The organism is Rhabdothermincola salaria (assembly GCF_021246445.1).
Lineage (GTDB): Bacteria > Actinomycetota > Acidimicrobiia > Acidimicrobiales > Acidimicrobilacustridaceae > Rhabdothermincola_A > Rhabdothermincola_A salaria.
In genome coordinates, this window is record NZ_JAJQXW010000001.1 from 1415743 (window position 1) to 1440375 (window position 24633).

The window sequence follows — 24633 nt, forward strand, 5'->3', positions numbered from 1 at the left end:
TGGCGTGGTCGCCGCGCGGCAGATGAAAACCCGAACCCCCTGGTCAGAGGCTTGTGTGCCCTCCGTCACTCCACTTCCGGCGCGAGGAACACCACTCCGAGTGGGGGAAGGGCGAGGGGGACCGACCACCCGAACCCGTGCGCCGGATCAGCGGTGGCCTCGACGCCACCGTGGTTGCCGACCCCGGAGCCGCCGTAGGCCACGTCGTCGGAGTTGGCCAACTCCGTCCATCGACCCGGCCGGGGCACCCCGACGCGATACCCCTCCCGCGGCACGGGGGTGAGGTTGGACACGCAGAGCACCTCGCGAGCGCCCTCGGTGCTGGGCCGACCCTCGGCGTCACGGCGCGGGTGGCGCAGGAACGACTGCACGCTGGCGGCCGTGTCGGAGGCGTCGACCCACTGGAAGCCGGCCGGCTCGATGTCGACCTCGTGCAGGGCCGGCTCGCGACGGTGGAGCAGGTTGAGGTGGCGGACCCAGGCCTGGACCCCGGCGTGAGCCGGACGGTCGAGCAGCCACCACGGCAGCGGGCTGTCGTGATCCCACTCGGACTCCTGGGCCAGCTCGGCCCCCATGAACAGCAGCTTCTTGCCCGGCTGGGCGTACTGGTAGCCGTAGAGGGCCCGCAGGTTGGCCATGCGCTGCCACTCGTCGCCGGGCATCTTGGCCAGGAGCGACCCCTTGCCGTGCACCACCTCGTCGTGGGACAGCGGCAGCACGAAGTTCTCGGTGAACGCGTACACCATGCGGAAGGTCAGCTCACCCTGGTGGTACTCGCGGTGGATCGGCTCTCGCTCGAAGTAGGCGAGGGTGTCGTGCATCCAGCCCATGTCCCACTTCAACCCGAAGCCCAGACCGCCGTACTCGAGGGGTCGGGACACCATGGGCCAGGCCGTGGACTCCTCGGCGATGGTCTGCACGTCGGGGAAGTCGGCGTACACGGTCTCGTTGAGCTTCTTCAGGAAGCGCAGCGCCCCGAGGTTCTCGTTGCCTCCGTGCTCGTTGGGGATCCACTCGCCGTCCTCGCGCGAGTAGTCGAGGTAGAGCATCGAGGCGACGGCATCCACGCGGATGCCGTCGACGTGGTAGCGGTCGAGCCAGAAGTGGGCGCTCGAGAGCAGGAAGCTGCGCACCTCGAAGCGGTCGTAGTTGAAGATGGCGCTGTTCCAGTCGGGGTGGAACCCCTTGCGCGGGTCGGCGTGCTCGTAGAGGTGCGTGCCGTCGAAGTAGCCCAGGCCGTGCTCGTCGGTCGGGAAGTGCGACGGCACCCAGTCGAGGATGACCCCGATGCCGGACCGGTGCAGCACGTCGATCAGGTACATGAGGTCGTGGGGCGACCCGAAGCGGGCCGTCGGCGCGAAGTAGCCGGTGGTCTGATAGCCCCACGAGCCGTAGAAGGGGTGCTCGGTGAGAGGCATGAACTCGACGTGGGTGAAGCCCTGCTCGAGCACGTACTCCGCCAGCACGGGCGCCAGCTCGCGGTAGTTCAGCGACCGGTGCTCGTCGGCGGCGTGACGCCAGGAGCCGAGGTGGAGCTCGTAGACCGACATGGGGGCGTCGAGGGCGTTGCGACGCCCTCGGGTGGCCATCCACTCGCTGTCGCCCCACTCGTAGCCGTCGAGCTCGACGACCTTGGAGGCCGTGCGCGGCGGCATCTCCGAGGCGAAGCCCACCGGGTCGGTCTTGTCGACCACGTAGCCGTTGGCTCGCGACTCGACGTGGTACTTGTAGCAGTCGCCCTCGGCGACGCCGGCCACGAAGCCGTTCCAGATGCCCGAGCTCTCCTGGGGGTCGAGGAGGTCGACGCCGGGGCGCCAGGCGTTGAAGTCACCCACCACGCTCACCTGGCGGGCGTTGGGGGCCCACACCCCGAACGAACAGCCCGGTTCCCCGTTCGGACCCAGGCCGGGATGGGCGCCGAGGCGCTGGTACAAACGGGTGTGGGCGCCTTCGTTGAACAGCCACAGGTCGTCGGGGGTGAGAACGCTCATCGGGATTCCTCCTGGGCCCGGGAGTGGGCCGCCAGTCGGGCGGACTGCAACGCCTCGAGCGCAGCCCGGATGTCCGGGTCGGCGTCGAGGTCGCGGATCGGTCGGGGGAGCTTGCGCACCCAGTTCGGGCGGTCGAGGCCCGTGCCGGGCACGTTCTGGGGCTCGGTCTCGCCGAGCAGGTCGTCGACGCCGACGAGCACGGTCGCGGCCGGGCTGGCGCCCAGCTGGGCGACCAGCGCCACCAGCGTGTCGTGGGTGTCGGCGGGTTCACCGAGGAGACCGGCACGCTGCAGCGCGGCCATGAGCCGGTCCACGTCGCGCTGACGCTCCCCGTAGGCTCGGCCCGCCGATCGCTCGTCGAGCAGCCCCATCTGCTTGCGGATCTCGATGTCGAGCCCGCTCATCCAACCGGCGAAGGTCGGCGTGTCGTGGGTGTCGATGCTGGCGACCTGGCGGTCGGTGGGAGCGGGGACGGGCCCTCCGTCGTTGGGCAGCTGGAACTGGCTGACGTACATGCCGAGCAACCCGTGGTGGCCCATGGCCTCACGCACCTCGTCGGGGACGGTGCCCAGGTCTTCGCCGATCACCCGGCAGTCGTGGCGCGCCGACTCCACCGACAGCACGGCGAAGAGCTCCTCGCGCGGGTAGCGCACGTAGACGCCGTCGCGAGCGTCGGCCCCGTCGGGCACCCAGAAGAGGCGGTGCAGCCCCATCACGTGGTCGAGTCGCAACACCCCGGCGGCGCGCATGTGGTGGCGCAGGCAGGCGGCCAAGTGACGGTGGCCCTGCTCCCTCGACGCCATCGGCGAGACGGGCGGGAAGCCCCAGTTCTGCCCTTCGCTGAAGAAGTCGTCGGGCGGGGCCCCCACCCCGCACCCCCAGCCGTACAGGTCGGGATGGGACCAGGTGTCGAACCCGTCGCCGTGGGTGCCCACGGGCAGGTCGAGGTAGAGGCGCTGTCCGTTGTCGCCGAGCTGGGCGGCCACGTCGGCCATCTGGCGCTGCATGGTCCACTGCACGTACTGGTGGAACCGGGCCTCGGGGCCGTCCACGTCGGTGCCGTCGGGGAGGCGTCCCGGCCCGGTGCCCCAGGCGTGCCAGCCCGTGCCGGTTCGGTCGGTCGCCGCCCGGAAGGCGGCGTAGCCCCGGACAGTCGGGCGGGCGGACATCCATCGGTCGAAGCCGGCGCGGCCGGACTCCGGCCCGGAGAAGAACGTGGCGGCCAGCTCCTCGAGCACGGGACGCAGGATGCGGTACTGCGCCCGGTGGTCGAAGCGGTCGGCCTCGGCCCGCTCGGCGATGGCGCGTTGGACGGCCGGCTCGGCCAGCAAGGCCCGCGCCGCGGGGCTGGCCGCCAGCTCGGGCGCGGCGTGCAGGTCGAGGTAGAGCTCGTTCCAGAAGCGTTGGCTCACCGGCGTGTAGGGGCTCGGATCGAAGGGGGCGTCGAGGTAGGTGGCGAGCATCGGCAGGGTGCCGACCACCTTGCCGCCCTGGTGGCCGATCCAACGGCCGAGCTCGACCAGCTCGCCCACGTGGGGACCCACGGCCATGGTGGGGCGCAGGGCGTAGAGGGGGGCGATGACCCCCCAGGTGCGCTCGTCCCAGGCCGGCTGGGCAACCCGGCGAGGTGCGACGACGAGGGTCGCCTGGTGGCGCTGCGCCCCCCACTCGACCGTCAGGCGGTGGTAGCCGACGGGCAGCGCGTCGGGGATGTCGAGCGTGACGCGGCGCACCGAGTGGGTCACTCCCCCGCCGTGGCGGTGGCCGACCTCGATGGACTCGGCCAGATCGGCCCGACCCTCGACGTCGCCCCCGCCGTGCTCCAGCGCGACGTGGAAGGCCAAGGTGTCGTCGACGCCGGCCAAGGGGACGCAGACCTCGATCTCGAGGTGGGCGTCCTCGGCCCACCACACGACCACCGGAGCGATCAGTCGGACCCCGTTGGCCTCGACGTGGCGACGCAGCTCCATCAGGTCGGCCGACTCGTCCACGGGCGCGCCCATGGCCGACAGGACGGCCCGGAGGGCATCGGGCGTGGCCTCGTGGCGGTTGCCCGCCGTGTCCCAGTAGGAACCCTCGACGCCGAGGGCCCCGGCCAGCGAGCTCAGGTCGCCCGGGTCGACGGCCGTGCTCACGCGGGGGCCTCGTCCTCGGCGGCGATCAGTTGCAGGACACCCCTGAGGGGGATGGCTGCCCAATCGGGCCGGTTGTTGAGCTCGTAGCGCACCTCGTAGAGCGCTTTGTCGAGGGTGTAGGCGGTGAGCAGCGAGGCCACGTCGCCCTGGTCGGCGGGCACGAACGGGGACTCGCCGGCGGCGTCGAGGTACCCGGCGAGGAAGCGCACGGTCACCCAGTGCTGCCACACCCGTCCGCGACGGGTCATGGCGTCTCGCTGCTCGAGCGGGAGCAGGCCGCGTTCCTCGAGCGCCCGCAGGGCGGCGACGCGGGCGTACTGGAACGAGCGCATCATCCCGGCGACGTCGGTGAGCGCCCCCCGCTTGATGCGGCGCTCCGTGGGCGAGCGCGACGGCTCCCCCTCGAAGTCGATGATCACGAACTCCCGTCCGGCGTGCAGGACCTGGCCGAGGTGGTAGTCGCCGTGGACGCGGATGCGATGGGTGTCGATGCGGTGATCGCGCAGGGCGTCGAAGCGCTCGAGGATGGACCCCTCGCTCTCGAGCGCCAGCTCGGCGAGCGGACGGGTGCGGTCGTCGAGGTGGGCCAGGCTGCGGCGCACCATCGACAGCGTGGGGCGCACCTGCGAACGCATCGACTGGTAGAGGGAGCGCTGATAGAGGGTGGTGAAGGGCTCGGGGGCGAACGCCTCGTCGAGACCGCTGGCCAGCGAGTGGTGCAACTCGGCGGTGCGCCGGCCGAGCAGCTCGGCGGAGTCGAGGAAGGGGCCGATGGCGTCGGCGGCCACCTGTGGCACCTCGCCTCCGACCGAGTCGAGGATGGTGGACCACGCCGGCACCGCCAACTCGTCGTCGGGGATGGTCTGCAGCGCCGACTCGTAGAAGAGGCTGAGCTGGTCGAGGCTGTAGTGCCAGGCGTCGCCCTCGTTGGCCACGTAGGCCGAGAGCAGGGCGATGGTGCGCGGCTCGCTGCGCGCCCCCTTCTGGTACTCCAGGGCGCCGAGCAGCGGCGCGGTGTGCTCGAAGCCGGCCTGCTCGGTGAGGAAGCGCCCGATCTCGAGGTCCGGGTTGACGCCCTCCTGGGCCCGCCGGAAGAGCTTCATGACGACCCGGTGCCCGAACATCGCCGAGGTGTTGCTCTGCTCGGCTCCGGAAGGTTGCACGGCGAGGTCCTCGTGGGTGGCCCCGCTCACGGCCCGGCGGAAGCGCGGGTTCACGCTGGCCCGGAGCTCGGCGCCACCGAACGACGTGAAGCTGCGCCGCTTGGCGAAGCCGTCGAGGGTGGCCTCGAGGAACCCGGTGTCGACCAGTGCGTCGTGGAGGAAGACCCGCTCCCCCGTGGCCCGGTTGTCGATCCAGGCCACCCCGCAGTTGGGGTGATCGGCCAACAGCTGGTCGGCCCGCCCCGTGGAGGCGACGGTGAGGGGCAGGACGTAGGTCTCGGACTCGCCCTGGGTGTAGTCGAGGTGGGCGAGCACCATGAAGGCCTCAGCCCGGTTCTTGCGGGTGCGGGGTGCGGACAGCGGCACCACGTCGAGGATGTCGACGGCGCGGATCTTGCGGGCCTTGCCTGCGTACCAGCGGTTGTGGGCGAGGAACTGCGGCAACGCCTTCTCGAGCCCGGCCCGGCCGCGCCCCCGGAACACCGAGCGCCAGTCGTTGGCGACCGTGAGGGTGGCCAGGTCGCGCCCGTCGTGGAACTCGGGGCCGCCGCCGTCGCTGCGCTGGCTCTCCAGCGAGAACCAGTAGAAGCCGTAGGGGCCGAGGGTCAGCTGGTACGGGCCCTCCTGGATCGGTGCGAACTCCGTGTGGCCGAAGAGCTCGACGGGTACGGCGCCGCGGAACTCGTGGAGGTCGAGGGTCACCGCGGTGGCGAAGCGGGAGAGGTTGGCGACCACCATCACCGTCTCGTTCTCGTCGCGCCGCAAGAAGGCCAGGACCTTGCCGTTCTCGGGCAGGAGGAACTCGATCTCACCACGCCCGAAGACGCGGTGCTGGCTGCGCAGGGCGATGAGACGACGCATCCACCACAACAGCGAGCTGGGGTTGCTGGCCTGGGCTTCGACGTTGACCGTCTCGTAGTGGTACTCGGGGTCGATGATGACCGGGAGGAAGAGCTTCTGGGGGTTGGCCTGCGAGAAGCCGGCGTTGCGGTCCGGGCTCCACTGCATCGGCGTGCGCACCGCGTCACGGTCCCCGAGATAGACGTTGTCGCCCATCCCCAGCTCGTCGCCGTAGTAGATGACAGGCGTGCCCGGCAGCGCGAACAGCAGCCCGTTCATGAGCTCGATCTTGCGCCGGTCGTTCTGCATCAGCGGCGCCAGCCGGCGCCGGATGCCCACGTTCACGCGCATCTGCGGTTCGGCGGCGTAGGCGCGGTACATGTAATCGCGCTCTTCGTCGGTGACCATCTCGAGGGTGAGCTCGTCGTGGTTGCGCAGGAAGATGGCCCACTGGGACGTCTCGGGGATGTCGGGCGTCTGCTGGAGGATGTCGATGACCGGGTAGCGGTCCTCCATGCGCAACGCCATGAAGAGCCGGGGCATCAAGGGGAAGTGGAAGGCCGTGTGGCACTCGTCGCCTTCGCCCTCGCCGAAGTAGGCGACGGCGTCCTCGGGCCACTGGTTGGCCTCGCCCAGCAGCATGCGGTTGGGGAACGCCTCGTCGACGTGGGCGCGCAGGTCCTTCAGGAACTGGTGGGTCTCGGGGAGGTTCTCGCAGTTCGTGCCCTCCCGCTCGAACAGGTAGGGCACGGCGTCGAGCCGCACACCGTCGACGCCCATCTCCAACCATTTGTCGACGACGCGCAACATCGTGTCGCGCACCTCGGGGTTGTCGTAGTTGAGGTCGGGCTGATGGGAGAAGAAGCGGTGCCAGTAGTACGACTGGGCGACCGGGTCCCACGTCCAGTTCGAGGTCTCGTAGTCCTCGAAGATGATGCGCACCCCCGGGTAGCGGTCGGGGGTGTCGTTCCACACGTAGAAGTCGCGCCAGCGGCTGCCCGGCTTGGCCCTTCTCGCCCGCTGGAACCACGGGTGCTGATCGGACGTGTGGTTGAGCACCAGCTCGGTGATGACCCGCAGCCCACGCCGATGGGCCTCCTTCAAGAACCGCTTGAAGGAGCGCAGGTCGCCGTAGCTGGGGTTGATGTCGGCGTAGTCGGCGATGTCGTAGCCGTCGTCGCGCAACGGCGACGGGTAGAAGGGCAGCAACCACAGCGCGGTGACGCCGAGCTGTTGGAGGTAGTCGAGCTTGGCCGTCAGACCGTCGAAGTCGCCGATGCCGTCGCCGTCGGAGTCGCCGAACGCTCGGACGTGCAACTCGTAGATGACGGCATCCTTGTACCAGTCCTTCTGGTCGGCGGACTCTTCGATCATGGGCGCGTATCCCCGTGCGTGTCTGGAGGGCGGATGGAGCAGATGTCGATCAGGCGACGGGTTCGCCGTCGGGCCCGGTCGGCACCGGGAGCTGGCTGATGCGCAGGACGTGCCCGGGACGGTCGCTCGGGTGGAGCTCGACGTAGGGGTTGGGTCCGTGCCACTCGTAGTGGCGGTCGGCCAGCAGGTCGTGGGCGTCGTAGGGGCGGGCCGGATCGATGCCCAGCGCAGCGAGATCGAGCTCGAGCACGCCGGCTTGGCCGCCGGAAGGATCGAGGTTGACCACGGTGAGCACCGGGTTGCGGTGGGGTCGCGTCGGGTCCGGGTCCGCCCCGTCGTGGGCGGTCTTGGAGTAGGCGATGAGCAGGTCGTTGGCGACGTCGTGGAACTGCAGGGTACGGGTGGTGTGCAGCGCCAGCTGCGTGCGCCGGATGCGGTTCAGCGCCGACAGCTGGTCGCGCAGGCTGATCGGGTCGTCGAGATCCCAACGGCGCAACTGGTACTTCTCGGAGTCGAGGTACTCCTCCTTGCCGTTGCCGGCGGCCTGGTTGTCGCAGAGCTCGAACGCCGGTCCGTACACCCCGTAGCTGGCGCTGAGGGTGCCCGCCAGGAGGTGGCGCAGGGCGAACATCTCGCGGCGGGCGCCGTGCAGGTGCCACGGGAGGATGTCGGGGGTGTTGGGCCAGAAGTTCGCCCGGAACCGATCGGCGCCGGGTGAGGTGCTGACCTCCGTGGCGTACTCGACGAGCTCGGCCTTGGACACCCGCCAGGTGAAGTAGGTGTAGCTCTGGGTGAAGCCGCACCGGGTGAGACGGTGCATGACTTCGGGGCGGGTGAAGGCCTCGGAGAGGAAGATCAGGTCGGGGTCCTGCGCTCGGAGCTCGGCGATGAACCACTCCCAGAACGCGAACGGCTTGGTGTGGGGGTTGTCGACGCGGAAGATGCTCACGCCCTGGTCCATCCAGAACTTCCCGACGGCGAGGAGGGCCTGCCACAGCTCGCGCCAGTGCTCGCTGTCGAAGTCGAGCGGATAGATGTCCTGGTACTTCTTGGGCGGGTTCTCGGCGTACTGGATGGTGCCGTCGGGCCGATGCTTGAACCACTCGGGGTGCTCGGTCACCCACGGATGGTCGGGCGAGCACTGGAAGGCCAGGTCGAGCGCGACCTCGATGCCCATCTCCCGGGCGGCGTCGACGAGGCTGCGCAGGTCGTCGACGGTGCCCAGGTCGGGGTGCACGGCGGTGTGACCCCCCTCGGCCGAGCCGATGGCCCACGGGCTGCCCACGTCGTCGGCGCCGGCCTTCTCGGCGTTGTTGGGCCCCTTGCGGAACGACCGGCCGATCGGATGGATGGGCGGCAGGTAGAGGATGTCGAAACCCATCTCGGCCACCAGGTCGAGCCGAGCCTCCACGTCGCGGAGGGTGCCGTGGACGATCTCGTCGTCGGGAGCGGCGACGGCCTCGGCGCGGCCACCCCCCACGAACGTGGAGCGGGGGAACAGCTCGTACCAGGCGCTGAACTGGGCCCGCTCCCGCTCGACGAGCACCTCGACCAGGGGGCCGCTGGCGGCCTTCGGGCGCCGGAGACGGCGGTGGTAGAGCTGCTGTGCGGACGGGCGGTCGGTGCCGCCGGGGTCGGTGAGGTCGACGGTCTCTCCCGCTCGGAGGCGCTCGGCGGCGGCGAGCAGCGGGCCCGCGTCGGAACGGGGCGCACCGGCGGCGGCGTCCTCGAGGAGCGCCGCACCGGCCAGCAGCTCGGAGTCGATGCCGACGCCGGCGGCCAGCTTGCGCAGGGTGCCGTCGGCCCAGGAGGCGAAGTGGTCGACCCACGCCAGCACCTTGAAGCGGTGGGTGCCGCGCTCGAGCGGGGTGAAGCTCGCCTCCCAGCGGTCGAGGCCGGCGTTGACCTGGCGCATTGCCACGTCGGTCCAGTTCTTGGACCCGGGCGGCTGGTGGCTCACGACCACGCGAAGGACGTCGTGACCGTCGGCGAAGACCGTGGCGCCCACGGTGACCGGCTCGCCCTCGACCCGCTTGACCGGGAAGCGGCCGCCGTCGATCTGCGGGGTGACGGCGTCGATGACGATGCGGTTGGGAGCGCCGGGGCTCATGCGCGCCTTTCTAGTCGTTGGCGTGGCCGTCACGGTCTCCTACCCAGGGGCTGGCATGGTCGTGCACCGACCTTGGCCGGTGATCGTGGACGGCGGGCGTCGGGAGCGTGAACGTCGTGGGTCACGCGGACGCCGAGTCGGCGACGGGCCCACCGGGCGCATGCATGATGCGGACGATGTCGGCCTGGTCGGCCGGGCTCGGGAGGCCCCAGCCGACCGGGTAGCCCACCACCTCACGCAGCGAGACGGCCCGCCACCGGTCCTCGAGCAGCTCGAGCTGGTCGGCGGTGACCAGGCCCGGGTGGGCCACACCGCAGGCCCGGGCGAGACGCACCAGCTCGAAGCGCAACGAAGCCAGGTACAGCGCGCTGCGCACCGACTTGAGCTCGGGGTCGAGCCCTCGCTGCAACCAGCGCGACTGGGTGGCCACGCCGGTCGGGCAGCGGTCGGTGTGGCAGCGCTGGGCCTGGATGCAGCCGACCGAGAACATGGCGGTGCGCCCGACGTTGACCATGTCGCATCCGAGGGCCATCGCTGCCAGGGCGTTCTCGGGCAGACCGAGCTTCCCCGAACCGACGAAGACGATGTCGTCGGCGAGGCCCCGCTCGGCGAAGGTCCGGTAGACCCGGGCGAAGGCCCAGCGGAACGGCAACGAGACGTGGTCGCTGAAGGTCAGCGGCGCCGCGCCGGTGCCGCCTTCGCCGCCGTCGACGACGACGAAGTCGGGGCCGGTACCGGTGCGATCCATGCGCAGGGCCAGGTCCTCCCAGAAGCCGCGTTCGCCCACCGCCGACTTGATGCCCACCGGCAGTCCCGTCGCCTCGGCGATGCGTTCCACGAACTCGAGCAGGCCGTCGACGTCGGCGAACGCACTGTGCCCGGCCGGGCTCTTGCAGTCGACCCCGACCGGGATGCCACGGATCTCGGCGATCTCCGGGGTGACCTTCGCCCCCGGCAGCATGCCGCCGAGGCCGGGCTTGGCGCCCTGGCTCAACTTGATCTCGATGGCCCGCACGGGGGCGGCGGCGGTGCGCTCGACGAGTCGTTCCAGGCTGAACGCCCCCTCCGGGTCACGACACCCGAAGTAGCCGGTGCCGACCTGCCAGACCAGGTCGCCGCCGTTGAGGTGGTACGGCGAGATGCCACCCTCTCCCGTCGTGTGCAGCGCGTGCGCCATCGCCGCGCCCCGGTTGAGCGCCTCGATCGCCCGAGCGCTGAGCGAACCGAAGCTCATCGCCGAGATGTTGGCCACCGACGACGGACGGAAGGCCTGACGCCGCCCGTGGGAGGCCCCGAGGACCTTGGCGCACGGCAACAGCCGATCGGGGCTCGGATGGGTGGGTTCGTCGGGTGGACCCGCCACGGGGAAGGCGACGTGCTTCACCACCAGGTAGTTGTGAGCCCGATCGAGGTCGTTGTCGGTCCCGAAGCCGAAGTAGGCGTTCTCGCCCTTCGCCGACGTGTAGACCCAGCGTCGCTGATCTCGGCTGAACGGCCGCTCCTGGTCGTTGTCGGTGACGATGTACTGGCGGACCTCCGGACCGATCCCCTCGAGGATGAAGCGGAGGTGACCGATGACGGGGAAGTTGCGCAGGATGGCGTGGCGCCGCTGGATGAGGTCGTGGAGGGCCACCACGGCGAGGAGCCCCACCACCACCCCGACCGCCACGAGCCATCCCATGGGGCTGAGCCTACGGAACCGGGCCGGCCCCGGAACCGGCCGTCGGACCCGAGCCCACCCGCCGAGGGGCCCTGAAGTCGGGCTACATCAGCCCGACGACGAGCAGGGCCTGGCCGAGGTGGTAGGTGACCATCACCACCACCCGGCTGTGGCGGAACGACGACACGAAGCGGGTCCAGCCCAGGACCGCGTCGCTGACGTAGAACGAGACGGCACCGAGGACCACCAGCCAGAGGCCGGTGCCGGCGGCGGTGGCCACCATGATCGAGATCACCGCCAGGTAGAGGGCGACGGGCCCCACCAGGGCAGGGTCGGCGGCCTTGGCCCCACGCAGGACGCGCCCACCCACCACCGCGACGGCCAGTCCGACGGCGACGAGGCCGAACGGGAGGCCGGCGCCCGAGGCCCCCAGGAGCACCATGGCCACGATGTAGGCGACGTGCGCGGCGAGGAAGGACGCCAGCCCGGGCACGAAGAGGTCCCGGGGCAGCATCAAGAACACGTCGCCGGCGAGGGAGAGCACCAGGGCGACGACGACGGCCACCCGCACCGCGTCGTCCGAGGCGTCGAGGGTGAGCGCCGTCACCACGAGGCCCACCATGACCAAGGGCTTGAGGGCGTACTCGGCCGCACGGCGCCCCGTGCCGACCGCCAACCAATCGAGGACGGCCACGACCGCGGTCAACGACAGCACGACGACCGCAGGCGCGTTCACGGGGACCTAGGGGGAGTCGAGGCGGGGCAGGACGAGGGCGAGGCTGTCCGGGCAGGCCGGCTTGTCGGCCAGCCAGTCGCGCAGCTGGGTGATGGGCACCCAGACGGCGTCGACGATCTCGCCGTCGTCGAAGCTGAAGGGCCCGGGGGTGCGGGCGTGGTAGATGCGCGCCAGCACGCGGACCTCGTCGTCGTCGTAGCGGTCCTCGCCCAGGTAGCCGAGCTCGGCGACCGCGCCGGTCTCCTCGACCATCTCGCGCGCCGCGGCCGCCTCCCACGCCTCGCCCGGGTCCACGACGCCACCGACGGCGACGTCCCAGCGGTCGGGCCACACGTCCTTCCACGACGCCCGCTTGTGCACGAGGATCTCGTCGGCGTCGTTGACCACCGCCACGAGGACGCTGCGGTGGCGCAGGTTGCGCTCGCGCATCTCCCGGCGCGAGACGGTGTCGATGACGGCACCGTCGTCGTCGAGGACCTCGACCATCTCCTCGTCGGCGCTGTCCATCAGAGCTCGGCCGCTCGGGCCAGGGCGGCATCCCAACCGGCGTCGTCCTCGAGCAACGCCCGCAGCTGGATGACGTGGCGGGGTCGGTTCATGCCGAGGACCCCGACCAGGCGGTCGTCGCGGCGGTAGAGGGCCACGAAGCGGAACTCCTCGGTGGACCCGTGCACGACGACGACCTCGTCGTCGGGTCCGGGCCGTCCCGCCAGCTGGATCTTGCGGTCGTACTGATCGCTCCAGAACCACGGCACCGGGTCGAAGACGGCAGCTGGGTCGCCCCGCTGCTCGGCGAGGAGGCGTTCGGCGGCCGCTTCGCCACCGCGCACGGCGTGCTCCCAGTGCTCGACGCGCAGCATCTGACCGAAGCGACGGCTCGGGTAGCGGGCCAGGTCGCCGGCGGCCACGATGCCCGGGGCGGCCAGCAACGTCTCGTCGCACACCACCCCGTCGTCGAGGTCGAGACCCGACCCCTCCAGCCAGGCGGTGTTGACGCCGACCCCGATGCCGACCACCACGACATCGGCCTCGACAGAGGTGCCGTCGGCGAGCACGACCGCGCCGACCTGCGGACCGTCCGGGCCGTCGGTGGTCTCGAGGTGGTCGACGCCGACGCCCAGACGCACGTCGACGTCGTGCTCGCGGTGCAGCTGGGCGCAGACCTCGCCCATCTGACGGCCGAGGGCTCGCTCGAGCGGGACGGGGAGGGCTTCGAGGATGGTCACGTCGAGGCCGCGGCCCCGACAGGTGGCCGCCACCTCGGCACCGATGAAGCCGGCGCCCACGACGACGACCCGACGGGCGCCGGCGTCGAGCGCGGCTCGGACGGCCACGGCGTCGTCCCAGGTGCGCAGCACGTGCACCCCACCGATGCCCTCCGTGCCGGGCAGGCGACGGGCCTCGGCCCCGGTGGCCAGCACCAACTGGTCGTAGGCGACGACGGCCGCCTCGCCCCCGGGGCGCTCGACGTGGACCACGCCGGCGTCGCGGTCGAGACGCGTGGCCCGCGTCCCCATGTGCCAGTCGAGGTCGAGGTCCTCGGTGGCGGCGGGCAGCACGATGCGATCGAAGTCCCACTCGCCGGCCAGCACCTGCTTGGACAGCGGTGGCCGGTCGTACGGCGTGTGGTCGTGCGCGTCGATCACCGAGAGGCGACCGGTGAAACCCTGGTGGCGCAACGTGCGGGCCGCGTGCAGCCCGGCGAGCGATGCGCCGATGACGGCGATGGAGTCTGTCATGGCAGCGAACACCGGCCCGCCGCCGGTGGAGAGGTCGGGAGGCTCAGTCCTCGGCGATGGAGATGGCCTGCTTCGGGCAGCGCTGGACGGCCTCTTCGATCTTGGGTCGCATCGACTCCGGCGGGGTCTCGTCGAGGACGTAGAGGAAGTCGTCGTCGCGCACCTCGAACACCTCGGGCGCGATGCCCATGCAGATCGCGTTGCTCTCGCACAGGTCGAAATCGACAACCACTCGCATGATGCATCCCCTCACGTTCAGACCGTTCGGCCCATCCGGCACGAGGTCCCATCATGCACCATGAGAGGCCGCCTCGTGTCCCGGTCCGGCACTCGACCCCCCGCGGATCCGCCACGGGGCTACCCCGACCATCTGAGGCTGTGTCAGATTGATGGACATGACCACCGTCGCTCCCCTCGCCGGCGTCCGCATCATCGAGGCCTCGATGCTCGGTCCCGCCGCCATCACCCAGAACCTCACCGACCTCGGCGCCGAGGTCATCAAGGTGGAGCCGCCCAACGGCGACTACGGCCGGGAGATGACCTGGCCGATCGTGGACGGCACCTCGTTGTTGTTCCTGCACGCCAACCGGGGCAAGAAGAGCATCGTGTTGGACCTGCGCACCGACGAGGGCATCGAGGTCTTCAAGGAGCTGGCCAAGGGCGCCGACGCCGTCGTCGAGGCCATGCGTCCCGGGGCGCTGGCCCGCCGAGGCCTCGGCTACGAGGACCTCAAGGCCATCAACCCCGAGATCGTCTTCATGACCATCTCCGGCTACGGGATGACCGGTCCCTACAAGGACCTGCCCAGCCACGGCATCGCCTACGACACCTGGGCCGGCATCGTGCCGCCCGCTTACGACGAAGAGGGGTTCTGCTACATCCCCGAGCACGTCTCGATCGGCATCAACGCCGCCCCGGTCATGGGGGCGATGGGCATCCTGGCGGGCATCATCAAGGCCCGGGCCACCGGTGAGGGCTGCCAGATGGAGATCGCCCAGGCCGACGCCGCCGCGGCCACCGATTGGCTGCGCAGCGAGACCTGGAAGGCCTACGAGCGACCCGAGGACGAGGTCACCGGCAACAAGGCCGACGACTACGAACGCCGTGCCCCCGGCACCGGAGGCATGAAGGAGGGCGTCCGCTACCAGATGTACGACACCTCCGACGGGCACATCTTGTTCATGTCGTCCGAGCAGTCCTTCTGGAAGAGCTTCTGCGAGAACGTCGGGCGCCCGGACCTGTTCGAGAAGTGGCCGGGCTCGAAGTTCGCCGACCACGCACGCGGCAACCGCGAGCTCCAGCGCGAGCTGCGCGACATCTTCCTCACGAAGACCTCGGCGGAGTGGATGGCCTGGGCCGCCGACAACGATGCCCTCCTGGCCCCGGTCAACACCCCCCAGACCCTCGCCGACGACCCCCACTTCAAGGACCGCCTGCCGTGGCTCCCGAAGGAGACGCACGGGGCCGACATGTTGCCGAGCCCGGTCAAGGTGGTCGGAGGAGAGCTGTCCGACCCGGGCATGGCCCCCACCCTGGGCCAGCACACCGACGAGGTCCTGCGCGACGTGCTGGGCCTCGACGAGGCCCGCATCGCCTCCCTGCGCGAAGCCGGCGCCGTCCGCTGAGACCCTCGCCGCCTGCAGACCGACCATCCGTCGGTCTACAGAGCGGACCAGGGGCGCCGCTAACGTCGAACGGGTGACGGCGCCTGACTCGACGAGCGAGACGACGGGCGCGGTCTCTCGCGCGCCGCTCGGCGAGCCCGGTCACGTCCCGGCGGGCGTCGGGGGCGACGACGTCTCTGCCCCGGCGGCGCGGCCGTCGGTGCTGCGCATCATCGGCCGGCTGCTCATGCTGGCCATCGCCGCCGTGGCCCTCTACGGCCTGGCCCCGCAGCTGGTCGACATGTGGGACTCCGTCCCTCGCCTCAGCCGCATCGCCCCTCTGTGGTTCGCGGTCATGTTGCTCTTGATGGCCGGGAGCTACGCATCGGTGTGGTGGCTCACCAGGGTTGCGCTCCCCCAGGTCTCGTGGTTCGTGGCCGGCACCTCTCAGCTGGTCTCCAACGCGGTGGCCAAGGCCGTGCCCGGCGGGGCGGCCATGGGGGCCGCCGCCGGCTATCGGATGCTGGCCGTGTCCGGCGTGAACAAGGGCACCGCCGGGGCGGCCCTGACCGCCACGAGCATCATCTCCAACGGTGTGCTGTTGATGCTCCCGCTGGCCGCACTGCTCATCTCGGTGATCGGTGCCCCGGTGCCGCGTGGGCTCGACCTGGTGGCCTATGGCGGCGCCGCCCTGTTCATCATGTTGTTGGTCTTCGGCTTCTTGTTGGTCAAGTACGACCGGCCGCTGCTGCTCTTCGGGCGGTCCATCGAGCGCGTCGCCGGCTTCGTGCTGCGCCGCCTCCACCGCACCGGGGGGCCCACCGCCGAGGGGTTCGTGCAACAGCGCGACCTGATGGTCGCCGGCCTGGGCGCCCGCTGGAAGAAGGCCCTGCTCGCCGCCGTCGGCAACTGGTTGCTCGACTACTTCGCTCTGGTGGCCGCCCTCATGGCGGTGGGGGTGAGCCCCCGCTTCAGCGTGGTGCTGTTGGCCTTCGGCGCCGCCGCCGTGCTCGGGATGATCCCCATCACCCCCGGCGGGCTGGGCTTCGTGGAAGCCGGCCTCACCGCCATGTTGGTCGTGGCCGGGGTGCCGTCGGACCAGGCCCTGCTCGCCACCCTGGCCTACCGCATCGTGTCGTACTGGCTGCCCCTGCCGGCCGGGCTGGTCGCCCACCTGCTGTTCCGCCACCGCTACGGGCGCACGGAGCTCGCCCCCGCCTGACCGCAGGCACGGTCCGTCGGACCCACGCGCCCCTCGTCGAGCTCACCCTCCATCTGCCCGGCCCCGCCCGCATCGCGTCGGGCTCTCGGTGACGCGGCTCGACGACCGCCAGCCATTCGAGGCGACGGCTCGACGGCACGACGCGCGGACAACGACCGTCCATGCATGGGATCACCTCCGTCTGGGCAGATGGAGGGCACCACCCCGAACCGGGTTGCGGCGCACGCTGCACCACCGGTGGGAATGACGCCGGGGCCCTGGTGGTTGTAAGGGTCACGAACCAAGGGGAGGAAAAGAGTCCCGATGGACACCGCTCGACACACCACTCAAGACGCGACCGAGGCCGCCGCGAGCCGCGAGGTCGCCGGCCTGCGCAGCCGAGCCACGAGCCTGCGCCACCAGGCCGACGCACTCGACGACGTCCTGGCGGTGACCTACCGCCGGCGAGCCAGCGAGCTCGAGATGGAGGCGTGGATCCTCGAGGTCCAGTTCGGTCTCACCGTCACCGAGGCGCACCCCAGCGCCGCCTGACCCCCCACCGGAGCGGATGGGCCCCACCCCCCACCGACATCTGCTCCGGGTCTGCGCCGTGGCTCCCCCTCCACGAGCGCTTGCGATGCCCGCCCCTCCCCCCGGGGCGGGCATCGTCGCGTCTGGCCAGCCGGCACGGCACGGCACGGCACGGCGGCTACGAGCGTGCCCACGGCCCGAGCGAGTCACCTACGATCGCTCGGGCGCGCCGACGGCCGGCGCCGCCGACCTCAGCCAGGAGCGCACCGTGGCATACCCCAAGGACATCCCCATCGTCGAGACCTTCGTGGGCATGCCCAGCCGGAACCGCAAGGAGGTCTACAAGTTCCTGGCACCACACCTGCGCGACGAGGGCTCCAAGGAGATGCGGTTCCCGGCCCAGTACATGTTCAAGGACGTGCCCGGCGACCTCGACGAGAGCGTCGACCCGGTGGCCCTGCTCATCGACAACCTCGATCGCTACAACATCGAGGTGGCCATGCTCGGCCTGGGCCTCAACGACATCAACCCGGATTCGGCCCGGGCCATCGAAGAGCACCCGGACCGGTTCGTCACCTGCGTCGAGTTCGACCCCAACGACACCATGGCTGCCATCCGCAAGATCCGCGACATGGTGGAGCGCTTCCCGGTGCGAGGAGTGAGCACTTTCCCGGCCGGCTACCGGGTGCCGCTGAACGACAAGAAGATGTACCCGCTCTACGCCCTGTGCGTGGAGCTCGACCTGCCCATCTTCGTGTGCGTCGGCATCCCGGGCCCCCGTGTGCCCTTCGCCCCCCAGCACGTCGAGCTCATCGACGAGGTCATGTACGACTTCCCTGAGCTCACCTTCGTCATGCGCCACGGAGCCCAGCCGTGGACCGAGCTGGCCATGAAGCTCATGCTCAAGTGGCCGAACCTCTACTACTCCACCTCGGCCTTCGCCCCGAAGCACTACGACAAGGTGATCATCGACTACGCCAACACCCGCGGCGCCGACAAGATCATCTACGCCGGCTACTTCCCCGCCGGGCTGTCCTACGAGCGGATCTTCAACGACATGGAGAACGTGCCCTTCAAGGACCACGTGTGGCCCAAGTTCCTCCGCGAGAACGCCCTGAAGGTCCTCAAGCTCGGTTGAGCCGGGGGCTCGGCAGCCTACTTGGCCAGCTTGATGGCATAGACCCCGCCCACACCGACCGGCCCCCCACCGGTGATGCCTCCCTCGACCTGCCCACCGACGAGGTAGCCGCAGAACTTGGGGTTGGGGGTACCGAGGTCCTCGCACGGGCCCTTGTCCGCACCGTTTCCGAGTGAGTAGACCTCGAACACCGAGAACCCCACGATGTAGACCTCGGCGTTGCTGCCGGTGCCTCGGGCGTTGCTGGCCAGCGGCACCACCATGAGGCACCCGTCGAATGTCAGGGTGTTGGCCGGGCAGGCATCGGAGCCCAGGACGGGCGTGAAGTCGCCACTGAGCGGGTCGGGATCGTCGTTGCCGGTGTCGGTGCCGGTCCACTCACCCACGATCGCGGGATCGCCGTCGCCCTTGCCCTTGAACGTGTTCGAACCACCGTCGCAGCGCTTGAAGGTCTCCGTGTTGCCCCCGCCCGGGTCCTGCAGCGGGTACAGGATGGACCCGATGACCTCGGGCCGAACCTGGAGGTTCTGGTCGAGGATGTCGAAACCCCCCGAGTCGGCGACTCCGCACATGATGAAGGGGAACGTCGCCCCGGTGCCGACCAGGGGTTGGAGCGTGGCCGCCGCCTCGGTGCGGGCCGAGACGGTCTCGATGCCACCCACCTGGGCGAAGAACGTCTCCTTGTCCGCGCTCGTCTCCACCTCGACACCCGACGCTGACCCAGCGTTCGCCGATGCCCAGGTCGCCCCGGATCCGCAGATGTCGACCGGCGACCCGATCGGCAGCCGGCGCACCTGGTCGTCGACGAACCAGCACTTGAGCCGATCACCCGTCACGTCGGCACCATTGGCCTCGGCGACGGTGCGGACCTGGTCGGTCACGCTGCTCAGCCCGGGTGCGGGCTGGGAACGCTGGGTGGCGAACGCCGCAGCTCCGGCCATGGCCGCCGCGTCCGAGGCGTTCTGCATCTGGCGACGGTTGGCGTAGGCCTGCCCCCCGTCGATCGCCAGCGCAGCAACCAGGACCAGCGCCAGGGCGAAGCCAGCCACGAGTACCGCCGCGACACCTCGATCGTCCCGGTGGGTCCGGTTGGGGGTTCGTGGACCAGGATTTGGCATCATCTGTCCGATCTCAGTTCGAGCCCATCGTGAACTGGTACTGGCCGATCACCACGTCGGTGCCGGTGAGGACCTGGAACTGGACGACACCAGGGGTCCAGCCAGGGGCATTGCCCTGGGAGGGCTTGTGGTTCGCCGACCAGGTGTAGGCGTAGGTGTTCGGCGTGCTCTGCGGGTTCAGCTGTTGTGTCAGCGACGGTGGGTTCGTCCCGTCGGCGGTGTAGAAGATGCGGATCTTCGGGATGCCACACGACCCGTCGCCGTTGGTGACGATGTCGGCGATCGTCATCGCGCTGCGCAGCTGGCCGTTCGACTTGGCCGCGGCACCGGTGATGGTGGGGACGAGGTTCGTGCTCAGCTGACAGCCCGTCGACGGTGGTGCGGTGCTGGTCGTCGTCGAGGCCGGCGTGGTGGTGGACGTCGAGGCCGTGGTGGAGGTGGTGGGGGTGACCGTCACGGGCCCACCCACCAGCGTCATGGTGGAGGTGCTCTCGATGGTGGAGGGGACCAGAGGACCGAAGAAGGTGAGATCGGTGTGGGGCCACGAGACGGCGACCTCGATCGATCCGGTGATGGGGACGGTCGAGCACGCGGCGGCGGCTCCCGCCGTGGTGAGGCAGCGGACGTCGACCGACACGTTGTCCTGGCCGGCGAGGCGGGCATTGACCGCCGCCACGATCGCGTCGTTGTCGGCGCTGCCCACGATGTCTGCCTCGCGGTAGCCGAGGATGCCGACGCGGGCGCCATCGCGGGCCGCTGAGCTGGCCTGACCCTGCTGGAACTCCACCAGGGAGAACTCGACGAAGCCGAGCAGCAGCGCGAGCAACAACGGGAGCACGAGCGCCGCCTCGACGATCACGGCCCCCTGCTCACCGACCGAGCGGCGCGACGACGTCGGGGCCCCGGCCGTCACCCCTGCACCGCCACTTCGGCCGAACCGTCGATCCCGAGCACCGAGCCGGTGAGGGCTCCGACCAGGGGGGTGACGATCGGCATCTCGGTGGTGACCACGACCTCGAGGAGATCGCCCGACAGGGCGCTGCCGGAGCAGCCCGTCAGCTCGGTGATCACTCCCCCACGGTCTCGGAACACCTGGACCTCGACGTCGGCGCCGGGGCTCTCGGCCTGCACCTCGCCGACGATGTCGTCGCCCGACGAACACTCGACCCGGCCGGGGTGGAACTGGCCGTAGAAGGCACCCTCACGGGCCATGTTCGTGACCTGGTTCTGTAGTTGGTAGGCGCGGCCGAGGTCGATCGTGCCGAAGACCAACACGGCGAGGAAGGGCAGGAGCAGGGCGAACTCCACGAGCACGGCACCCGCGTCGTCACGAAGGCGTCGGCCCCCACGAGAGTCCTGGGACGGCTGCCCCATGGATCACCACTTCCTTCCCGTCCAGCACGGCGAGGACCGTCCAGGCACCTCGGGAGGGAGTGTACACAACCTCAAGAAGCTCGACCACCCTCTGTGGTCGAGCAGAACTCAGCACTTGTCACGTGCGATCAGGTTGTCCAGGTGATGCGAGCCGATGGCTCACAGAGACCCTACCCGTTGGCGGCCCTCACCGGCGAGGCAACCGGGCGCGCCTCGAGCATGGTCCGGCCAGCGATCCTCGGCGCGCGGGTCAGCGCACCAGCGTCACGAACCGGTTCACGCCGATCTCGGACGGGGCCTCGGGGCCACCGAGGCCGCCGGGCAGCATGGTCTCGGGGAAGAAGAAGGCCTCGACCGACGTCTGGGGGGTGTTGGGGACATCGGGGTCGGTGGGGGAGAACCCGGCGTCCCACACCGACCGGGCGTTGCCCAGGTTGAGGCGGTTGATGTAGATGGCCCTGAACTCGATGAAGCGGATCTGACCTGAACCGCCCGACGGGATCACGTCGGTCACCGGGGAGTACCCGAAACGAGGCGAGTACTGGATGTCGTAGAGGTCCGGTTCGTCGCCGCTGCTGTTGCGTGCGAAGACGGGAGCGGTGCACCCGCTGGCGCACTCGGGCGGCACGGGATCCTCCTCTTCCAGTTCACCGGGGAAGCCGTCCCAGGTACGACCCGAGTAGTGGTCGAAGCACCGCACGAGGAGGCCGAGGTACTTGTCCGACTGCTCGTCGAAGCCCTCAAGATGGGCCGCGACACCCGGATCGAGGTCGCCGTTGTCGGTCAGGTCGGTGTAGCGATTGCCCGAGTCATCGAGGAACTGATCGCGTTTGCAGCTCGGAGGGATGTCGGCGAGCTGCGCCTCACCCGGCCCGTAGTTCTCGGGGATGAACCACCACAGCGGGGTGTTGTCGAGGTCGCGACCGTCGTAGGTGGTGATGCGGGGCGGGAGCACCGACCCCACACCGGCGTCGCGCTGCAACCGGGGCCCGTCGCCGTCGCGAAACTGCGCCGAGGACCCGGTCAGGAGGCCGTCGCGGACCTCGCTCGGCTGGTTGCCGGTGAAGTTCTCGGTGGCGTTGGGCGCCAGCGGACAGCCAGGGGAGATGTCGACCACGACGTTGGAGCCGTGGGGGTCACCGTTGTAGAGGCTGAGGTCGTGGTCGACGCCCGCCCCGGCGTTGTCGACGAGCATCGACTTCGCCTCGTTGATGTTCCCGCCGACCTCGCAGGTCGGGGTGTGGTAGCTGAAGCGCAACGGAAAGAAGCTGCCAGTGGCGGGATCGCAGTCGGAGGGGCCGTCGGCCAGGAGGCAGTCGTAGCCGTTGGCCGCAACTCCCGTGGTGGTGAAGAAGGGCAGCACCCCGCCGAAGCCGGCCCCTTCGAGACCAGCGATGGCGAACGCCGAGTGACGGTAGTCGCCGAGACCGACCACCCCGCCGAACGCCGTGGGATAGAAGCGGTCCGGGAGGCGGACGCGCACCTCTGAGCCCTCGTAGGAGATGCAACTGGCGCTCGCCGTCTGGCTCGCCAGCGCCGCGGGATCGGGGCGAGGGCAGCTGTTCCAGCCATCCGCACCATCGGGGATGGTCGTTCCGAGCGTGTCGTGGGCGTAGGTCTTGGCCGTGGCCACCATGGCGGCTTCGCCGTTGCGCAGGTCCTGCGCGGCGGCAAGGGCCGACACGTCGGCTGCCGTCTGGTCCTGGCGACGAGCGGCGTACACGCCACCCATGTCGACGGCGAACGCGGCGAAGATGATCAGCACGACGAGCATGAGGGCGACCAGGATCAGGGTGATGCCGGCGTCGTCTCGCAACCGGCGAGCGACGCCGTGGCGCGCCCCCCGAGCGGGTGTCGACCTGCGCCGCATCACGGACACGCCTGAGATGCGACGGCCACGAACGTGGCGGGACGTTCGAGGCGGCTCGTGGCCTCGCTCGTGAGGCTGGTGGGCAGGAACGGGTCGAGGAAGCCGGTGAGGCTGTCGACGCCCTGGGTCACCTCGACGGTCACCGGGTCGCCTGTGGCGCTGCCGGCGCCGTCGAATCGGATCTCCACGGTGGACTCGTCGGGATTGGTGAGCCGATCGCAGGTCTCGGCCACGATCTCCGCGCTCTGCGCGCCGCCGGTGGCCCCGGCAGTGGACCGGTAGTTCACCGCCGTGAGCCGTGCCGACTCGCGGGCTCCGTGCCGCACGTCGAGGTACTGGCCGAAGGTCCACCCGAACTCGATGATGCCGAACAGGAGCAGGGCGAGGAACGGCAGGACGAGGGCGAACTCCACGAGGGCAGCGCCCTCGTCGTTGCGGGCTCGGGCTCGGCTCAACATGCCGATGCTCCGTCAGCCTTGTCCACCGAGTAGGTCACGGGGGCCTCGCCGTAGGTCACGTCGTCGCCGACGACATCGGTGATCACCAGCTCCACGCGGCTGTCGTCCTTGGCCGGATCGCTGTTGCCGAAGGTGAGCTTCTGGCGGGAGATGACCACTTCGCCGCCCAGGTTGGAGGTGACCTCGACGTCGTCGGTGCCGGTCAACCCGCTCTGGCGGAACGTTCGCAACTCACCCAGCACCGTGACCCCCACGACCGGATCACCGGTGTTCTGGTCCACGAGGTCGAAGGTGAAGCGGGCCAGCCACTTCTTCGCACCGTTGTCGTCGTCCCAGCACGCCTGCACGTTCTGGATGGTGGCGATCGCCGTCCCGGGAAGGACCGTCGTCACGCTGGAGGGAGGCGGTGGCGTGGAGGTGCCGGGAGAGAGACCAGCGTCGTCGACGTCGGGAGCCCCGACGCGGTTCGCCCGATCACTCAGCTCCGAGGAGCCCTCGTCGGTCACGTACTGGACCGCCCCGATGATCGCCACGACGACGACACCGACGATGAGGGCGTACTCGACGAGGCTGGCACCCCGGTCCCGCTCGGCGGTGCGCGAGGCGTCATCCCGGTGCCGCTTCGGGCCTCGAGGGGAGTTGGTCCAGGGGGTCCTCACATGACGAACATCGCCTGACACTGCCCGCGCGATACGGGCGGCACCGATCTCACTCTGAGTGAGATCGGTGGCCGGGACCCGGACTCAGTCGGAAACGCCCTGGCCGCGACCCGGATCGGTGTCCGACGGGTTCCCACCACCCTGACCCGGAGCCGTCCCCGACGGATTCCCACCACCCTGACCAGGTGCGGTGCCCGACGGGTTCTCCCCGCCCTGACCCGGCGCCGTCACCGACGGGTTCTCCCCGCCCTGACCCGGCGCCGTCACCGACGGGTTCTCGCCACCCTGACCCGGCGCCGTCACCGACGGGTTCTCGCCACCCTGACCCGGCGCCGTCACCGACGGGTTCTCGCCACCCTGGCCGGGCGCGGTCACCGACGGGTTCTCGCCACCCTGGCCGGGAGCCTCGCCGGTCAGGCCCGGAGCGTTCTCGGAGTTGCCCGGCCCACCACCCTCTTGCCCGGGTGCGTTCTCGGAGTTGCCCGGGGCGTCGCCGCCACGACCGGGGGCATCGTCGGACTGGCCACGAGGGATGTCGATGCCGAGCGGCTCGACGGCGTCGGAGACGAAGTCCTGGATGGGGGCCGGCAGCGAACCGGAGGCGGCGGCCACTCCCCCGCCGCCGAACACCAGCACCGCCGACGCGGCCACACCAGCCAACACGGCAGTGCGCTTGCGAGAACGGCGGGTGGCCAGCTCGTCGGGGCGGGCGGCGGCGATGAGGTCCCGCTCGGGGGCCTCGTGGCGCAGGATGCGACCGTCGGGGCCGGTGATCCGGGCCAGGTGGGCCCGCACGACGTCATCGGCTGGCGGCTGCGCGAAGGCCTCACGGACCGCGTCCGAGACACCACGCATGGTCGTCTCGTCGAGTCCCGAGTCGCCCTCGTCGCGCCGCCGTGGCGTCTCTTCGGCCATCACGCCACCACCATCGT

The 24633-nt window shown here is 70.3% G+C and carries 20 protein-coding genes; 4 read left to right on the forward strand and 16 right to left on the reverse strand.

What is annotated here, in order from left to right; genetic code table 11:
* Positions 1-65: 65 nt before the first annotated feature.
* The 9 genes from glgB to LUW87_RS06670 form a co-directional block, all read right to left on the reverse strand.
* Positions 66-1991 (reverse strand): 1,4-alpha-glucan branching protein GlgB, encoded by a 1926-nt coding sequence (gene glgB, locus LUW87_RS06630; RefSeq protein WP_232670320.1) that lies wholly within the window; start codon positions 1989-1991, stop codon positions 66-68.
* A complete protein-coding gene (gene malQ / locus LUW87_RS06635; RefSeq protein ID WP_232670321.1) occupies positions 1988-4126 on the reverse strand; it encodes a 4-alpha-glucanotransferase in 2139 nt (712 codons plus the stop codon). Before malQ ends, glgB begins: the two co-directional genes overlap by 4 nt.
* On the reverse strand, positions 4123-7503 hold the full coding sequence (gene treS, locus LUW87_RS06640; protein WP_232670322.1) for a maltose alpha-D-glucosyltransferase: 3381 nt from the start codon (positions 7501-7503) through the stop codon (positions 4123-4125). The genes malQ and treS overlap by 4 nt, the downstream gene beginning before the upstream one ends.
* 49 nt (positions 7504-7552) lie before the next feature.
* The gene (locus LUW87_RS06645; RefSeq protein WP_232670323.1) at positions 7553-9613 is read right to left on the reverse strand and encodes an alpha-1,4-glucan--maltose-1-phosphate maltosyltransferase; all 2061 of its coding nucleotides are present in this window, start codon (positions 9611-9613) and stop codon (positions 7553-7555) included.
* Positions 9614-9734: 121 nt separating this feature from the next.
* On the reverse strand, positions 9735-11294 hold the full coding sequence (locus LUW87_RS06650) for an FMN-binding glutamate synthase family protein (protein WP_232670324.1): 1560 nt from the start codon (positions 11292-11294) through the stop codon (positions 9735-9737).
* An 82-nt stretch (positions 11295-11376) separates the two neighbouring features.
* Positions 11377-12009 (reverse strand): lysoplasmalogenase, encoded by a 633-nt coding sequence (locus tag LUW87_RS06655; RefSeq protein WP_232670325.1) that lies wholly within the window; start codon positions 12007-12009, stop codon positions 11377-11379.
* Positions 12010-12015: 6 nt separating this feature from the next.
* A complete protein-coding gene (locus LUW87_RS06660; protein ID WP_232670326.1) occupies positions 12016-12516 on the reverse strand; it encodes an NUDIX hydrolase in 501 nt (166 codons plus the stop codon).
* The gene (locus tag LUW87_RS06665) at positions 12516-13748 is read right to left on the reverse strand and encodes an NAD(P)/FAD-dependent oxidoreductase (RefSeq protein WP_232670327.1); all 1233 of its coding nucleotides are present in this window, start codon (positions 13746-13748) and stop codon (positions 12516-12518) included. Before LUW87_RS06665 ends, LUW87_RS06660 begins: the two co-directional genes overlap by 1 nt.
* A gap of 43 nt (positions 13749-13791) precedes the next feature.
* Entirely contained in the window at positions 13792-13986 is a 195-nt protein-coding gene (locus LUW87_RS06670) for a ferredoxin (protein WP_232670328.1), read from the reverse strand.
* 157 nt (positions 13987-14143) lie between these two features.
* Between LUW87_RS06670 and LUW87_RS06675 the strand changes: the two genes are divergently transcribed.
* The 4 genes from LUW87_RS06675 to LUW87_RS06690 all read left to right on the forward strand — a co-directional run bounded on the left by LUW87_RS06675 (position 14144) and on the right by LUW87_RS06690 (position 18222).
* On the forward strand, positions 14144-15373 hold the full coding sequence (locus LUW87_RS06675) for a CaiB/BaiF CoA transferase family protein (protein WP_232670329.1): 1230 nt from the start codon (positions 14144-14146) through the stop codon (positions 15371-15373).
* A 73-nt stretch (positions 15374-15446) separates the two neighbouring features.
* Positions 15447-16574: a lysylphosphatidylglycerol synthase transmembrane domain-containing protein gene (locus LUW87_RS06680; RefSeq protein ID WP_232670330.1), complete on the forward strand. Its 1128-nt coding sequence runs from the start codon at positions 15447-15449 to the stop codon at positions 16572-16574.
* A 303-nt stretch (positions 16575-16877) separates the two neighbouring features.
* Complete coding sequence (locus LUW87_RS06685; RefSeq protein ID WP_232670331.1) at positions 16878-17105, forward strand: hypothetical protein; 228 nt, start codon at positions 16878-16880, stop codon at positions 17103-17105.
* Between the two features lie 247 nt (positions 17106-17352).
* Complete coding sequence (locus LUW87_RS06690; RefSeq protein WP_232670333.1) at positions 17353-18222, forward strand: amidohydrolase family protein; 870 nt, start codon at positions 17353-17355, stop codon at positions 18220-18222.
* A 17-nt stretch (positions 18223-18239) separates the two neighbouring features.
* On the opposite strand, the gene LUW87_RS06695 is transcribed toward LUW87_RS06690, so the two are convergent.
* The 7 genes from LUW87_RS06695 to LUW87_RS18715 all read right to left on the reverse strand — a co-directional run bounded on the left by LUW87_RS06695 (position 18240) and on the right by LUW87_RS18715 (position 24556).
* The gene (locus LUW87_RS06695; protein ID WP_346742404.1) at positions 18240-19343 is read right to left on the reverse strand and encodes a pilus assembly protein TadG-related protein; all 1104 of its coding nucleotides are present in this window, start codon (positions 19341-19343) and stop codon (positions 18240-18242) included.
* 10 nt (positions 19344-19353) lie between these two features.
* A complete protein-coding gene (locus tag LUW87_RS06700; RefSeq protein ID WP_232670336.1) occupies positions 19354-20199 on the reverse strand; it encodes a TadE/TadG family type IV pilus assembly protein in 846 nt (281 codons plus the stop codon).
* Between the two features lie 50 nt (positions 20200-20249).
* The gene (locus LUW87_RS06705; protein WP_232670337.1) at positions 20250-20714 is read right to left on the reverse strand and encodes a TadE/TadG family type IV pilus assembly protein; all 465 of its coding nucleotides are present in this window, start codon (positions 20712-20714) and stop codon (positions 20250-20252) included.
* A 250-nt stretch (positions 20715-20964) separates the two neighbouring features.
* Positions 20965-22530 carry a pilus assembly protein TadG-related protein gene (locus LUW87_RS06710; RefSeq protein WP_232670338.1) on the reverse strand — a complete coding sequence of 522 codons (1566 nt, stop codon included), beginning with the start codon at positions 22528-22530 and terminating at the stop codon, positions 20965-20967.
* A gap of 53 nt (positions 22531-22583) precedes the next feature.
* Positions 22584-23042, reverse strand: a complete 459-nt coding sequence (locus tag LUW87_RS06715; RefSeq protein WP_232670340.1) for a TadE/TadG family type IV pilus assembly protein — start codon at positions 23040-23042, stop codon at positions 22584-22586.
* Positions 23036-23701 (reverse strand): hypothetical protein, encoded by a 666-nt coding sequence (locus tag LUW87_RS06720; protein WP_232670341.1) that lies wholly within the window; start codon positions 23699-23701, stop codon positions 23036-23038. The genes LUW87_RS06715 and LUW87_RS06720 overlap by 7 nt, the downstream gene beginning before the upstream one ends.
* A gap of 84 nt (positions 23702-23785) precedes the next feature.
* Positions 23786-24556, reverse strand: coding sequence for a hypothetical protein (locus tag LUW87_RS18715; RefSeq protein ID WP_283250871.1), 771 nt, complete (start codon positions 24554-24556; stop codon positions 23786-23788).
* Between the last annotated feature and the right edge of the window lie 77 nt (positions 24557-24633).

Coding starts and splice junctions, on each gene's coding strand:
- glgB (WP_232670320.1), bottom strand. CDS start 1,991: ATGAGCGTTCTCACCCCCGACGACCTGTGGCTGTTCAACGAAGGCGCC.
- treS (WP_232670322.1), bottom strand. CDS start 7,503: ATGATCGAAGAGTCCGCCGACCAGAAGGACTGGTACAAGGATGCCGTC.
- LUW87_RS06645 (WP_232670323.1), bottom strand. CDS start 9,613: ATGAGCCCCGGCGCTCCCAACCGCATCGTCATCGACGCCGTCACCCCG.
- LUW87_RS06650 (WP_232670324.1), bottom strand. CDS start 11,294: ATGGGATGGCTCGTGGCGGTCGGGGTGGTGGTGGGGCTCCTCGCCGTG.
- LUW87_RS06660 (WP_232670326.1), bottom strand. CDS start 12,516: ATGGACAGCGCCGACGAGGAGATGGTCGAGGTCCTCGACGACGACGGT.
- LUW87_RS06665 (WP_232670327.1), bottom strand. CDS start 13,748: ATGACAGACTCCATCGCCGTCATCGGCGCATCGCTCGCCGGGCTGCAC.
- LUW87_RS06670 (WP_232670328.1), bottom strand. CDS start 13,986: ATGCGAGTGGTTGTCGATTTCGACCTGTGCGAGAGCAACGCGATCTGC.
- LUW87_RS06675 (WP_232670329.1), top strand. CDS start 14,144: ATGACCACCGTCGCTCCCCTCGCCGGCGTCCGCATCATCGAGGCCTCG.
- LUW87_RS06685 (WP_232670331.1), top strand. CDS start 16,878: ATGGACACCGCTCGACACACCACTCAAGACGCGACCGAGGCCGCCGCG.
- LUW87_RS06695 (WP_346742404.1), bottom strand. CDS start 19,343: ATGATGCCAAATCCTGGTCCACGAACCCCCAACCGGACCCACCGGGAC.
- LUW87_RS06705 (WP_232670337.1), bottom strand. CDS start 20,714: ATGGGGCAGCCGTCCCAGGACTCTCGTGGGGGCCGACGCCTTCGTGAC.
- LUW87_RS06715 (WP_232670340.1), bottom strand. CDS start 23,042: ATGTTGAGCCGAGCCCGAGCCCGCAACGACGAGGGCGCTGCCCTCGTG.
- LUW87_RS18715 (WP_283250871.1), bottom strand. CDS start 24,556: ATGCGTGGTGTCTCGGACGCGGTCCGTGAGGCCTTCGCGCAGCCGCCA.